Genomic DNA, 12,370 nt, shown 5'->3' on the forward strand with positions numbered 1-12,370 from the left:
CTTTTTTATTGCCTGTCTGTCTTCATTTCTGCCTTGTTCCGAATCCCTTCCCCTTTATTTCCGGCCTTCCTTACGGTTGCATTCATCAGGAAGGAGGTGCATACTATTGTAATATTATAACATTACATGAAGGTGGGAATATGAAACCCCATATCCATCCGCATTATCGGCAGGTTGTGTTCCACGACACTTCTGCCAACGCCTGGTTCAAAATCGGTTCAACTATCAAAACCGATCGCACCGTGGAATTTGAAGGAGAAACGCTGCCCTATGTCCCGCTTGACGTTTCATCAGCCTCCCATGTGCATTACACCGGTAAACAAAAAGATTTCACCAAAGAAGGCAGTACCGCACGCTTTAATCAACGTTTTGGCCGCTTTCTGGGCCGTAAATAGAGAGGGAAACATGCAAGTATTGAGCTCGTTGCGTTCAGCTAAAAATCGCCATAAAGATTGCAAAATCGTCCGTCGCCACGGGCGCGTTTATGTGATCTGTAAATCGAATCCGCGCTTTAAAGCGGTACAGGGAAGGAAATAAAAAGTCAGGACGTGTCGTGATGATATTGGCCGGGAAAATTCCCGGCTTTTTTTTATGCTTAACGCATGCTGCCTAACATGGCGTTGACGTTGTGTTTGAACGCGGTTACATAGGTTGCTGCCGGCCCCGATGCGTCAGACAGTGCTTCAGGATAAAGCTCGCCGCCCGGTTGCGCACCGGTTGCGCTGGCAATCTGCTTCACTAAACGCGGATCGGTTTGGTTCTCAATAAAGTAACGGTTGATATGTTGCTGCTTCAGCTGTTTGATCAACCCCCCAACGTCGCTGGCACTGGCCTCAGCTTCAGTAGAGAAGCCAACGGGCGCCAGAAAATTCACCTTATAACGCTGACCGAAATAGCCAAACGCATCGTGGCTGGTTAATACTTTACGTTTAGCGGGTGGAACAGCTTCGAAAGCGGTTTTTGCCCAGCTATCCAGATTTTTGAGCTGTTGAATATAATTTTCGCCACGCAGACGAATATCGGTCGCATCCTCGGGATCGGCTTTAATTAATGCATTCATGATATTAGTCGCGTAGATCACGCCATTTTGCAGGTTGTTCCAGGCATGTGGGTCAGTGATATTTTTACCGTCCTCTTCCAGGGTGCGCGTGGTCACCCCTGTGGAAGCAATAACGGGTTGATTTTTGTATCCTGATGCCGTGACCAGACGATTCATCCACCCTTCCAGCCCCAGGCCGCTAACAAATACCACGTCGGCTTTCGCCAGCGCCTGGCTGTCCTGCGGCGTGGGCTCGAAAGTATGCGGATCACCATTCGGCCCGACCAGACTTTTTACGTGCACATGATCACCACCGACTTGTTTAACCATGTCCGCCAGTACAGTAAAGCTGGCTACCGCTTCCACGGTTTTCGCCATGGAGAAGGGGCTAACCAACATCGCACCAAGCGCCAGACTAACCGGTAACTTTTTCATAAAAACTCCTTAATTTAATGGCGGCGTAAAAGACCGCCGCACGGCCCTGTCAAAATTGAGAGAAAGAACAGAACAGCAGCACTCAGTACCACCGCAGGTCCGGCTGGTAATGAGAAATGCCAGGAAAGGATTAAACCGATAAATGACGACATTCCCGCCAGCAACATGGCAATGCCGAGCATGGCGGCAAGATGGCGACTCCAGAAGCGTGCGCTTGCGGCGGGTAACATCATCAACCCGACTGACATCAAGGTGCCTAACACCTGGAAGCCCGCCACCAGATTCAGCACCACCAGCATCAGAAAAAGTCCATGCACCAGCGGCGCACTCCATTTGCCCTGGGCGCGCAAAAAGTCCGGATCAAATGCGTCAATGACTAAAGGCCGGTAAATAAGCGCCAGCATCAGCAAGGTAAAAGCAGCAATACCACTCACCAGCAGCAGCGCCGGGTTATCCACCGCCAATAGTGATCCAAATAGCACATGTAAAAGATCTACGCTTGAACCGCGCAACGATACTAACGTCACACCCAACGCCAGCGAGCCGAGATAGAAACCGGCAAAACTGGCATCCTCTTTTAACGGCGTATAGCGGCTGACGGCACCGGATAACAGCGCAACGGCTAAACCCGCGATCACTCCGCCAATCCCCATCGCCACCAGCGAAAGTCCTGAAATGAGATAACCAATGGCGGCGCCCGGCAGCACCGCATGTGATAACGCATCGCCAATCAGGCTCATGCGACGTAGAGAGAGAAATACGCCAAGCGGCGTGGCGCTAACGGCTAAGGCGATACAGGCCACCAGCGCGCGTCGCATAAAGCCAAACTCCATGAAAGGGTGTATCACTATCACGACGCGACTCTCCGCAGCGGAGTGGAAGCTATTTGTGTCTGGCGATGAGACGCATCGTCCATTGACAGTACATCGTTAAAGTAACGGGCAACCAGAGGACGATCGTGTAGCACCACCAGCAGAGTCGTTCCCGCATGCTGCTGTTGTTGCAGAATCGACATTAATAGCGTGACGGTTTGGCTGTCGATCCCATTAAATGGCTCATCCAGCAGCCAAAGGCGGCTGCGCTGTAACATCAGGCGAGCAAACAATACGCGCTGTAGCTGACCGCCTGATAATGTGGCAGGTTGCGCATCGGCATGCTCTGTCATGTGCACCGCTTCAAGCGCCTGCCAGATTTCTTTCCGCAAAGCGCGAGTGATGCCGCCGAACCAGCCGCAGCGCGGCCAGCAACCTATCGAAACCAGCTCAAAAACAGTCAGCGGAAATCGCGTTTCCAGCTCAGTGCGTTGTGGTAACCAACCCAGCTCTTTGCGTGGTAAAAAAAGATCGCAATGCCCGGCGATGGGAGGCAATAAGCCAGCGATAGTCTTTAATAATGTCGACTTCCCGCTGCCATTAGCGCCCACCAGCGCTGTCATACTGCCTGCCGCTAACTGGCCATTGATGACGGGCGTTACCGTCTGACCCTGATAGCCGACACAAAGATCGCTGAATTTGATCATTTTTGTATTCCCCACCACATCGCTAGCCCCAGCAATGCAATCAGTGTCAGGGCGACACATAATCTGCCGCTTAGCGACAGTAGTAGTCCGCTGTGATTCATCACTGCCACCTTATAATGTTATAACATAACACTAATAATACCTGTTTTTATGAGCAGCGAGAGAGAGTAAAATGTTTCAAAAAATAACGTTGCAGCAATAAAAAGGCGGGAGCTATAAGTATAAAATCAGTTTAATCAAAGAGTTAACGGGTTACGAATCCCAATGACAGGTCAAAGCAACCGTAAGTTACTTGCAAACTTCTTGCAGAACACTAATGATAGGATTATCAATTATTATTACAAACATCTGATATGCTACATCTTGAATGTGATATTGCGCCGGGTGAAAATGACTGCGCAAAATTAGAATCAATTATTCAGCGGAATATTCTCAAAATAGCAGAACCGCTAGCGGGCGATTTACAGTGGTATTCACAAAATGCCCGGATAGTTCCTGAAAGTTTTAAAATTATTTCTGTTGAGAATGGTGGGCCTAATAGATTTAAAATGCTTTACCATTTTGAGTGGAATGTATTTAACCCCTGCCTGGATCTAAACGAGACAGTAACGCAAAAAGAACAGATAATGTTTCGCGTTGTGCCTGGTGCGCTTGCGTTTGAGGTCATCGATAATACGCGCCCTTCTCCAGGCGATGAATTGTAATATTTAGTAATGGAGGTGAGCATAACTAATGGTTTTACTCTATATTTAAAGCACTCCGTTTATTAATAGCTCTAATTATCGCTTCCTGGCCGCTTTATCTTATCTTGCCGCATCGCGGTACCTGTGCTAGCTACGGAGGGGAAAAAGATGGACGAATACTCACCGAAACGGCATGATATTGCCCAGCTTAAATACCTGTGTGAGAACCTGTTTGACGAGAGTATGGCAGTATTAACTGATAGCCATCACGGCTGGGTTAATGATCCGACTTCTGAAAGCAACTTGCAACTTAATGATCTGATTGAGCACATCGCTTCTTTCACGATGAATTACAAAATTAAGCACGTTGAAGATGAAGCGCTGATTTCGCAAATCGATGAATATCTTGATGATACCTTTATGTTATTTAGTAATTACGGTATCAATCCGCAAGACCTTCAACGATGGCAACGTTCAGCTAAACGCTTATTTAATCTGTTTACTGAAGAGTGCGCTTTTCTCCAGCAACCAAGCCATTCATTATAGTACTTATGTGAGAACGGTTTATTTATGAACAAAGCCTTAACCAAAACGGATTATTTGATGCGACTGCGTCGTTGTCGCTCAATCGATACCCTTGAAAGGGTTATTGAAAAAAACAAGTATGAATTATCTGACAACGAATTAGCGGTTTTCTATTCTGCGGCTGATCATCGTTTAGCTGAGCTGACGATGAATAAGCTTTATGACAAAGTTCCCGGTTCGGTATGGAAATTCGTCCGTTAGTCTGTCAATACACTACGTCTTTTCGCGGTAATGTCTTTAATCATCTAAAAAATCTCGCCTGCATACAAGGGATTGATCTCAGGCGAGCTTCGCCTGTCTGTCGTTTCTGAAGGGATTGTTTGAGAAAGCAGAAATGGTGGAGGCCCTGCCAGCTACATCCCGGCACACGCGTCACCTGCTGCGGCTGCTTCCTTCCGGACCTGACCGAGTTCACAAGCTAGCATTGCGGGAGAACCAACAGGGCCTCCATTGACAAGCTCTCATCACAAGAGCGCAGGCATTATCGGGGAAGGCTCCGGCAATTGCAAGTAAAGGCCGGATGACCGTTGTTTTCTTGAACAACAGACCTTTTCCGCGCTTTCTACCCGCCCCGGCCATGCTAAAGTTGCAGCCATTTACTGAGACAGGATCAGCCGATGGATCAACCTGACAGCTTTCAACAACGTATCTGGCAAGTCGTCGCTGCCATACCCCGCGGTAAAGTCACCACCTATGGTGAAATCGCGCAACTGGCAGGCTCTCCGCGCGCGGCGCGTCAGGTTGGTGGAGTATTAAAACGTTTACCTGCAGGCAGCTCGCTTCCCTGGCATCGGGTGGTAAACCGCCATGGTTCAATTTCTTTGCAGGGAGAGGATTTATTTCGTCAACGTGATGCGCTGGAAGCTGAAGGCATTGAAGTCAGCGATGACGGACATATTGAGCTGGAGAAATATCGCTGGATAGGTTAAGCGATGAAAAGGGGCGAACCCGTCGCCCCGAAATCATTACATATTAGTTGGTGCAGGTACTGAAGATGATGGCGTAACCTGCGCTGGGGAGGTAGAGGGCACGGTTGTTGCCGCTCCCGGCTGCGTTGGTATCGCTCTTTGTGGAACCGGAACCAGCAACAGCTCAGCCTTAGTGCCGCCCTGGTTGATAACCGGCTTCACGTTATCAGTGATAAAGGCCAGCTTACCGTCAACAGCAATCGCTGCGCTTAGCAGAATTCGTGCGTTAGATTGAACATCGGCGGGGTTAAACGGCAGCACAAACTGGAACGGTGCTTGTTTACCTTCGGTACGCACAACGCGCTGCGACAGCACTTTCGAGGGTCCGCCCGCTACAGAAGCATCCGACAGCGTGACGGTTAAAACCGCATCCGGTGGCAACGCAACGCGTTGACGAATATACACCGAACCGCTAACGTTTGGCTGGGTAATGGCCGCTTGCTGCCCTGCTACTGCGGCACCTAAAGTTGGCGTCGGAACCGGCCTGCCTTTGTCGGCACACCCTCCGACAGCCACCGCCAATGCTAATCCACTGAACACTTGCCAGAGTTTCATTGATGTCGTCTCCATTTGATCAAAATGATTATCAGCAGCGAATCTGCGATACAGCGCTTCATTCGCTGTATGTTCCTAATACTGGCACAAATATCGAAAACCTGCCTGGCTGGCACCAGCGTTAAAGACTGATTGACGACAACTGGTCGGATCTTTCAAACTGAACCAGACATTATTTTGAGGAATACGCGATGAGCCAGGCACTGCAAAATCTGCTGAATTTATTGAATCTGGAAAAACTCGACGAAGGTTTATTCCGTGGTCAGAGCGAAGATCTGGGTCTGCGCCAGGTATTTGGCGGTCAGGTGGTAGGCCAGGCGCTGTACGCTGCGAAACAAATGGTGCCGGAAAACCGCATAATTCATTCATTCCACAGCTATTTTCTACGTCCTGGCGATAGCAAAAAAGCTATCATTTACGATGTTGAAACTTTACGTGACGGCAAAAGTTTTAGTGCCCGCCGCGTCAGTGCGATACAAAACGGGCAGCCTATTTTTTATATGACCGCCTCGTTTCAGGCACCTGAAAGTGGTTTTGAGCATCAGAATCAAATGCCAGCCGTTCCCGGCCCGGATAATTTATTGTCCGAGCAGTTTATGGCGCAAAAAATGGCGCATATGTTGCCAGAAAAGGTACGCGAAAAATTTATTGCTGAGCGTCCGCTGGAGATTCGACCGATACAAATACACAACCCGTTAAAGGGACATGTAGATGAACCGGTGCGTCAGGTCTGGATCCGCACGAATGGCGCTTTACCAGACGATTTACGGCTGCATCAATATGTTTTGGGCTACGCATCCGATCTGAATTTCTTACCTGTTGCGCTTCAACCGCATGGCAAAGGTTTTTTAGAATCCGATATGCAGGTTGCCACCATCGATCATTCGATGTGGTTCCATCGCCCGTTTGATTTTAGCGAATGGCTGCTTTACAGCGTGGTCAGCACCTCGGCGTCTGGCGCGCGCGGGTTTGTTCGTGGAGAATTTTATAATCAGCAGGGAGTGTTGGTGGCATCGACGGTGCAGGAAGGAGTGATGCGTCAGCGCAGCGAGTAAAAAAGGAGGGCGATTCCTCGCCCCCCTTTTATGTTTTCGCACACAGCTCTTTTTGAGCGGATGTATTATTGATTGTAAGCGTTTTCGCCGTGGCTGTTCACATCCAGACCTTCGCGTTCCTGCTCTTCCGGTACACGCAGCCCGACAATCATGTCAGCCAGTTTAAAGCCGATAAATGCTGCCACACCTGACCAGACGATGGTGACGCCAACGCTGAAGATTTGTACCCAAACCTGATGGCCCATGGTTACACCTTCTGCATAGCCCACACCGCCCAGTGAAGAAGAGGCAAACACACCGGTCAGAATACAACCTACGATACCACACACGCCATGCACACCGAACACATCACAGGGATCATCAACGCGCAGCCATTTTTTCAACGTCGTTACGCCCCACAGGCCAGCCAGGCCCCCGACCAGACCAATGATCAATGCCCCGCCGACACCCACATAACCACAAGCCGGGGTGATTGCAACCAGACCACCAATGAAGCCAGAACATGCTCCCAGCAGGGAAGGATTGCCACGCAGCGCCCATTCACCGAAAATCCAGGACAATACCGCACCCGCGGTAGCCATTACCGTATTCAGGAATGCCAGCGCAGCGATTTCGTTAGCGGCTGAAGCAGAACCGGCATTAAAGCCAAACCAGCCGACATACAGAATGGCAGTACCGGTGAAAACCATTGGCAGGTTATGGGGTTTAAACGCTTCTTTACCGAAACCGGCACGCTTACCCACCAGATAAGCACCCACCAGGCCAGCAATGGCCGCGTTGATATGCACCACAGTGCCACCAGCAAAGTCCAGCGCGCCGTCCTGTGCCAGATAGCCGCCTCCCCATACCATGTGAGCGATGGGCAGATAAGCCAGCGTCAACCATACCACCACAAAAATCAGTACCGCTGAGAAACGAATACGTTCCGCTATCGCACCAACAATCAGGCCGACGGTGATACAGGCGAAAGAGGCCTGAAACGCAACGTGAATGTATTGATAGAAGCTGCCCATTACCGCAGTCAGCTGGATATTTTTCAGCATCGCCCACTCAAAGCCACCAAAGAAAGCGTTACCTTCGCTGAAGGCGAGCGAGTAGCCGTAAACCATCCACAGCACACAAACCAGAGAGAAAGTCACTGCAACCTGCGTTAACATTGACAGCACGTTTTTGGCACGAATCAAACCGCCGTAAAACAATGCTATTCCTGGAATCGACATAAACAGCACCAGCGCGGTGCAAATCATCATAAATGCATTATCAGCCTTGTCCGCAACGGCAGGTGCAGCCATCGCGAGCGATGGTAACAGTGCCAGGCTGGTCAGGCCCAACTTCGTTAAAATTTTATTCATTTTTTCCATCCCATCACATTACTGAATCTGGTTTACAGCGCTGCTTCGTCGGTTTCGCCGGTACGAATACGGATTACGCGCTGCAGTTCAGCGACGAAAATTTTACCGTCGCCAATTTTACCGGTGTACGCCGCCTTGCTGACTACATCCACGACTTCATCAAGCTGATCGTCAGCGATAGCGACATCAATTTTCACTTTTGGCAGAAAATTCACGCTGTATTCAGCGCCACGATAAAGCTCGGCGTGCCCTTTTTGACGCCCAAAACCTTTAACTTCGGAGACGGTAAGTCCCTGAATACCAATAGAGGATAAAGCTTCACGTACATCCTCCAGCTTGAATGGTTTAATCACGACGGTAACCAGCTTCATAGGATCCCCTCCAGCTATTAAATGAATGAATCTTTCGGACACGCAGTGATATAAGCAAAGCGCGTGCCATAAATAAAAAAAGCGATGAATCAGTAAGGCAAGCGCGCTACAACTTGCTTCGTTTTGGGATGGATAAGACGGAGGATAGATGAAGCGGATTGAGAATGGGTGACTGTCGCACCTCTTTGGTGCTTCAGACCTCAAAGAAGTGCATTTATACAGAATATTCCGATAAAGACGGGCTAAAAAGGTGCAATTTACCCTTCTGTTGTTAAGGTTATGCCCGAAGCAAGTTCATCTCCCGCTTGCTGAAGTTGATACATTTGCCAGTAGCGGCCTTGCTGCGCAAGCAGCTGTTGGTGATTGCCCTGCTCCACTACTTGTCCACGATGCAGGACTAAAATGGTATCGGCCTCAATAATAGTTGAGAGACGATGCGCGATAACCACCAGCGTGCTGTGCTGGCGTAAGGCGCGCAGTGTTTGCTGGATCGCCTGTTCAGTGCCGGAATCAATATTTGCAGTGGCTTCGTCGAGGATCAAAATTTTTGGCAGCTCGACCAACACGCGTGCCAGTGCCAGTAACTGTTTTTGCCCGACAGAAAGATTATTGCCCTGCTCGCCCAGCCGGGTATGGATGCCTGCCGACATACTGCGGGCTAAAGGTGCGAGCTGGACCTGCTCCAGTACCTGCCAGACAGCCTCTTCGCTAATAGCGCGCCCTAAGCGCACATTCGCTAACAGCGTGTCGGCCAGTACCACCGGGTCCTGCTGTACCATGGCGATACCACGTCGCAATACCGCATGGGTTAACTGACTTATCGGACGTTCATCAAGGCGAATTTCACCGCGCGTTACCGGATAATATCCCATCAATAAGTTTGCCAGCGTACTTTTGCCGCTGCCGGTATGCCCCACCAGCGCGACAAATCCACGGGAAGGCACATCCAGATTGATTTCACTCAGCACATCACGATCTTCACGGTAGGCAAAACTCAAATGGTTCAGCGTGATGCGGCCTGAAGCCAGCGGACGATTATCCTCCCCGTATTGCTGCTGCGCAGCGTCCATCAGCTCAAAGATACGCTCGCCGGAAACCACCGCCTGTTGCAGCATTGATTGCTGCGTGGTGAGCTCAATCAACGGCTCATTCAGACGCCCCAGATAAGTGATAAAAGCGTAAAGCACGCCAACTTCAAAGGCGCCCGGCACCGAAAAGCTGAACAGCAGCAGCAGGCCGCACAGCACCAGCGCTGAAAACAGGCTTAACAAGGGTCGCAACAGAAAACCATCTAACCGCAGCGTTTCCATGCGCGCCAGATAGTGCGAGCGGCTCGCCTCCCCCATACGTTCACCAAAACGCGCCTGCTGGCGGAATTGCTGAATTACGCTCATGCCGCTGATCACTTCGTTGAAACCATTATTGATTTCGGCGAGATAGCTGCGCACGCGTCGTGCAATTGGCGTGCTGTAGCGCTGATAGATCAGCATGACCACCAGCACCATTGGAAATATCAGCATTGCCACCAGTGCCATGTGCCAGTCGAGGCTAAACATCGCTACCATCATCGCGCCAACTAATGCCGCGCTGCGCAGTACTGTTGCAACGACGGTAACGTAAAGATCCCGGATCACTTCGGTATCGTTAGTGACACGCGAGATGATCTGGCCAACCGGCTGAGTATCGAAAGCGCTCAGTGGCTGGCGCAGCGCTGCATTCATCACGTCGCTGCGAAGCCGCTGCACTACGCCAATCGCGGCACGGTTAAATAGCAGCGCCTGCCCATAATGCAGCGCCGCAGCCAGCAGTTGTAACAGAACAAAACTCACCACCAGACCGGCCACCAGCGCCCACGGCATCTGATGTTTCGTCACCAAATTATCGATAAAGTAGCTGACCAGAACCGGGCCTGTGACTTCGGCGGCCGCGGCGATCCACAACATCGCCACCGCTAACGACAGCGATCTGCGCCAGGGTTTGCCGTAACTCAACAAGCGTTTTAAGGTTGGCCACAAGTGCCGCGACTTAGCCATGTGGCACTCCTTTTTCATGCTCATCCTCATCCAACGCGGCTTCCAGCTGCTGATAACGATACATATCGCGATACCAGCCAGGCTCTGTGGCCAATGCATCGTGGTCGCCGCGTTGTGCGACCGCACCGTGTTGTAACACTAAAATTTCGCTGGCTTCGGTTAAAGCGGACAAGCGATGAGCGCTGATAATCAAGGTGCGGCCCTGGCCCCAGATCCGCAGGTTATGCAGAATTTCATGTTCCGTTCGCCCGTCAACCGCCGACAGCGCATCGTCAAGGATAAGCATCTCCGCGTTAAGCAATAACGCACGGGCAATGGAAATACGCTGTTTCTGCCCGCCCGATAACATCACGCCACGCTCACCGACTTCGGTTTCATAGCCTTGCGGCAGACGCAAAATATCATCATGAACGCAGGCCATTTTTGCCACGCGCTCAAGCTCTGCCTGAGTGGCACTGGGTTTGCCTAGGGCAATATTATGCGCCACGCTATCCGAGAACAGGAACGGCGTTTGACTCACCACCGCCAGACGACTGCGCCAGCTATCAATGCGTAGCTGAGATAACAGTGTGTCGTGATAGCGAATATCGCCTTGCTGAATATCAAAGTGGCGCTGAATAAGGCTGAGCAGCGTGCTTTTTCCGCTGCCCGTTGGCCCACACAACCCCAACATTTCGCCCGGCTTTAGCTGAAAATTCAGATGGCTTAACACCGGGCCAGAACTGGCTGGATAGCGAAACTCGCGAATGGCGGCCTGAAGAATGCCCGGCTCTGAAGGCAGGGTTTTTTGACCGTCCTCTACCGCAGGCGCTTCCGCCAGTAAGGTGCGAATACGGCTCCACGCTGCGCTACCGCGTTCAACAATATTAAACATCCAGGCCAGTGCCAGCATCGGCCAAATCATCAGGCCAAGATACATGACAAAGCTGGTAAGCTGGCCCAGGGTCATCTGATCATGCCAAACCAGCCAGCTTCCACCGCCGACGGCCAACAAATTAGAAAAGCCAATGGCAATGTAAATGGTGGGATCGAAACGCGCATCAACGCGCGCCACGCGCAGATTTTTTTCTCCCGTATCACGTGCGATGTCGGAAAATTGCTGCGACTGATGTTCTTCGAGGCCAAAAGATTTGATCATGCGGATGCTGGTCAGGCTTTCCTGCGTCTGATCGTTGAGACTGGAAAAAGCGGCCTGTGCCCGTTTGAAACGTTGATGAAGCTGATTACCGTAACGATGGATCACCAGCGCCATAATGGGCATTGGCACCAAAGAGAGCAAAGTGAGTTGCCAACTGATTTGCGTGCTCATCACCAGTAATACCACGCAGCCCATCACCAGTGAGTCTACCAGGGTTAAGACGCCTTCACCCGCGGCAAAGACTACGCGATCAACGTCATTTGTGGCACGCGCGATTAAATCCCCGGTACGATGACGCAGGTAAAAGGCCGGGTGCTGACGGCTTAGCTGGCGATAAAAATCCTCTCGCAACTCAACAGCAAGCTGATAGGAGGCGCCAAATAACAGCCCCCGCCAGACGTAGCGCAACAGATACCCCACAACCGCCGTGAGTAACATAATGCCAATCCACATGATGATTTGACCGGCACTCATACTGCTGCGCGTTACGCCATCTACGATGATGCCTACCACACGCGGTGGCAACAGTTGCAGGACAGCAATGATGATCAATAAGGTGACGGCACCGAGATAGCGTCGCCATTCACGGATAAAATACCAACTTAACTGGCTGAATAATCGCACAACGCTATTCTCA

15 protein-coding genes and 1 other RNA gene are annotated in these 12,370 nt (G+C 50.8%); 7 read left to right on the forward strand and 9 right to left on the reverse strand.

All coding sequences use genetic code 11. The features are described 5' to 3' along the window. Positions 1 to 140: 140 nt before the first annotated feature. Both H2P46_RS02085 and ykgO read left to right on the forward strand, forming a co-directional pair. Positions 141 to 395: a type B 50S ribosomal protein L31 gene (locus H2P46_RS02085; protein ID WP_193403565.1), complete on the forward strand. Its 255-nt coding sequence runs from the start codon at positions 141 to 143 to the stop codon at positions 393 to 395. A 10-nt stretch (positions 396 to 405) separates the two neighbouring features. Beyond that, the gene (gene ykgO, locus H2P46_RS02090; protein WP_193403566.1) at positions 406 to 537 is read left to right on the forward strand and encodes a type B 50S ribosomal protein L36; all 132 of its coding nucleotides are present in this window, start codon (positions 406 to 408) and stop codon (positions 535 to 537) included. Positions 538 to 595: 58 nt separating this feature from the next. On the opposite strand, the gene H2P46_RS02095 is transcribed toward ykgO, so the two are convergent. Genes H2P46_RS02095 through H2P46_RS02105 form a run of 3 tightly spaced genes read right to left on the reverse strand, consistent with a single transcriptional unit; the run spans position 596 to position 2,993 of the window. After that, positions 596 to 1,474: a metal ABC transporter solute-binding protein, Zn/Mn family gene (locus H2P46_RS02095; RefSeq protein WP_193403567.1), complete on the reverse strand. Its 879-nt coding sequence runs from the start codon at positions 1,472 to 1,474 to the stop codon at positions 596 to 598. Positions 1,475 to 1,488: 14 nt separating this feature from the next. Beyond that, a complete protein-coding gene (locus H2P46_RS02100; RefSeq protein WP_193403568.1) occupies positions 1,489 to 2,328 on the reverse strand; it encodes a metal ABC transporter permease in 840 nt (279 codons plus the stop codon). After that, positions 2,325 to 2,993: a metal ABC transporter ATP-binding protein gene (locus H2P46_RS02105; protein ID WP_193403569.1), complete on the reverse strand. Its 669-nt coding sequence runs from the start codon at positions 2,991 to 2,993 to the stop codon at positions 2,325 to 2,327. Before H2P46_RS02105 ends, H2P46_RS02100 begins: the two co-directional genes overlap by 4 nt. A 353-nt stretch (positions 2,994 to 3,346) precedes the next feature. Between H2P46_RS02105 and H2P46_RS02110 the strand changes: the two genes are divergently transcribed. The 3 genes from H2P46_RS02110 to H2P46_RS02120 all read left to right on the forward strand — a co-directional run bounded on the left by H2P46_RS02110 (position 3,347) and on the right by H2P46_RS02120 (position 4,462). After that, positions 3,347 to 3,697, forward strand: a complete 351-nt coding sequence (locus H2P46_RS02110) for a hypothetical protein (RefSeq protein ID WP_193403570.1) — start codon at positions 3,347 to 3,349, stop codon at positions 3,695 to 3,697. Between the two features lie 147 nt (positions 3,698 to 3,844). After that, on the forward strand, positions 3,845 to 4,222 hold the full coding sequence (tomB, locus tag H2P46_RS02115; RefSeq protein ID WP_193403571.1) for an Hha toxicity modulator TomB: 378 nt from the start codon (positions 3,845 to 3,847) through the stop codon (positions 4,220 to 4,222). 24 nt (positions 4,223 to 4,246) lie between these two features. Further along, positions 4,247 to 4,462 carry an HHA domain-containing protein gene (locus tag H2P46_RS02120; protein ID WP_193403572.1) on the forward strand — a complete coding sequence of 72 codons (216 nt, stop codon included), beginning with the start codon at positions 4,247 to 4,249 and terminating at the stop codon, positions 4,460 to 4,462. 143 nt (positions 4,463 to 4,605) lie between these two features. Here H2P46_RS02120 and ffs read toward each other — a convergent pair. Beyond that, positions 4,606 to 4,702, reverse strand: an RNA gene (ffs, locus tag H2P46_RS02125) — signal recognition particle sRNA small type. Between the two features lie 176 nt (positions 4,703 to 4,878). Here ffs and H2P46_RS02130 point away from each other — a divergent pair. Continuing rightward, positions 4,879 to 5,190, forward strand: coding sequence for an MGMT family protein (locus H2P46_RS02130; protein ID WP_193403573.1), 312 nt, complete (start codon positions 4,879 to 4,881; stop codon positions 5,188 to 5,190). Positions 5,191 to 5,226: 36 nt separating this feature from the next. Here the strand turns inward: H2P46_RS02130 and H2P46_RS02135 are convergent, their stop codons facing one another. Beyond that, a complete protein-coding gene (locus H2P46_RS02135; RefSeq protein ID WP_193403574.1) occupies positions 5,227 to 5,784 on the reverse strand; it encodes a YbaY family lipoprotein in 558 nt (185 codons plus the stop codon). Between the two features lie 191 nt (positions 5,785 to 5,975). Between H2P46_RS02135 and tesB the strand changes: the two genes are divergently transcribed. Next, entirely contained in the window at positions 5,976 to 6,839 is an 864-nt protein-coding gene (tesB, locus tag H2P46_RS02140) for an acyl-CoA thioesterase II (protein WP_193403575.1), read from the forward strand. 65 nt (positions 6,840 to 6,904) lie between these two features. Here the strand turns inward: tesB and amtB are convergent, their stop codons facing one another. From amtB to H2P46_RS02160, 4 genes are all read right to left on the reverse strand, one after another. Continuing rightward, on the reverse strand, positions 6,905 to 8,191 hold the full coding sequence (gene amtB, locus H2P46_RS02145; protein ID WP_193403576.1) for an ammonium transporter AmtB: 1,287 nt from the start codon (positions 8,189 to 8,191) through the stop codon (positions 6,905 to 6,907). A 32-nt stretch (positions 8,192 to 8,223) separates the two neighbouring features. Beyond that, positions 8,224 to 8,562, reverse strand: coding sequence for a P-II family nitrogen regulator (gene glnK / locus H2P46_RS02150; RefSeq protein ID WP_193403577.1), 339 nt, complete (start codon positions 8,560 to 8,562; stop codon positions 8,224 to 8,226). 257 nt (positions 8,563 to 8,819) lie between these two features. Continuing rightward, a complete protein-coding gene (locus tag H2P46_RS02155; protein ID WP_193403578.1) occupies positions 8,820 to 10,595 on the reverse strand; it encodes a SmdB family multidrug efflux ABC transporter permease/ATP-binding protein in 1,776 nt (591 codons plus the stop codon). Then, the gene (locus H2P46_RS02160; protein ID WP_193403579.1) at positions 10,588 to 12,357 is read right to left on the reverse strand and encodes a SmdA family multidrug ABC transporter permease/ATP-binding protein; all 1,770 of its coding nucleotides are present in this window, start codon (positions 12,355 to 12,357) and stop codon (positions 10,588 to 10,590) included. The genes H2P46_RS02155 and H2P46_RS02160 overlap by 8 nt, the downstream gene beginning before the upstream one ends. Positions 12,358 to 12,370: the final 13 nt, after the last annotated feature.

The organism is Mixta mediterraneensis, from assembly GCF_014946725.1.
GTDB classification, from domain to species: domain Bacteria; phylum Pseudomonadota; class Gammaproteobacteria; order Enterobacterales; family Enterobacteriaceae; genus Pantoea; species Pantoea mediterraneensis.

What these genes read in the sequence shown, in the direction of transcription:
- glnK (WP_193403577.1), bottom strand. Translation starts at nt 8,562, where the DNA reads ATGAAGCTGGTTACCGTCGTGATTAAACCATTCAAGCTGGAGGATGTA.
- ykgO (WP_193403566.1), top strand. Translation starts at nt 406, where the DNA reads ATGCAAGTATTGAGCTCGTTGCGTTCAGCTAAAAATCGCCATAAAGAT.
- H2P46_RS02105 (WP_193403569.1), bottom strand. Translation starts at nt 2,993, where the DNA reads ATGATCAAATTCAGCGATCTTTGTGTCGGCTATCAGGGTCAGACGGTA.
- H2P46_RS02135 (WP_193403574.1), bottom strand. Translation starts at nt 5,784, where the DNA reads ATGAAACTCTGGCAAGTGTTCAGTGGATTAGCATTGGCGGTGGCTGTC.
- H2P46_RS02120 (WP_193403572.1), top strand. Translation starts at nt 4,247, where the DNA reads ATGAACAAAGCCTTAACCAAAACGGATTATTTGATGCGACTGCGTCGT.
- H2P46_RS02155 (WP_193403578.1), bottom strand. Translation starts at nt 10,595, where the DNA reads ATGGCTAAGTCGCGGCACTTGTGGCCAACCTTAAAACGCTTGTTGAGT.
- H2P46_RS02130 (WP_193403573.1), top strand. Translation starts at nt 4,879, where the DNA reads ATGGATCAACCTGACAGCTTTCAACAACGTATCTGGCAAGTCGTCGCT.
- amtB (WP_193403576.1), bottom strand. Translation starts at nt 8,191, where the DNA reads ATGAATAAAATTTTAACGAAGTTGGGCCTGACCAGCCTGGCACTGTTA.
- tesB (WP_193403575.1), top strand. Translation starts at nt 5,976, where the DNA reads ATGAGCCAGGCACTGCAAAATCTGCTGAATTTATTGAATCTGGAAAAA.
- H2P46_RS02095 (WP_193403567.1), bottom strand. Translation starts at nt 1,474, where the DNA reads ATGAAAAAGTTACCGGTTAGTCTGGCGCTTGGTGCGATGTTGGTTAGC.
- H2P46_RS02085 (WP_193403565.1), top strand. Translation starts at nt 141, where the DNA reads ATGAAACCCCATATCCATCCGCATTATCGGCAGGTTGTGTTCCACGAC.
- tomB (WP_193403571.1), top strand. Translation starts at nt 3,845, where the DNA reads ATGGACGAATACTCACCGAAACGGCATGATATTGCCCAGCTTAAATAC.
- H2P46_RS02110 (WP_193403570.1), top strand. Translation starts at nt 3,347, where the DNA reads ATGCTACATCTTGAATGTGATATTGCGCCGGGTGAAAATGACTGCGCA.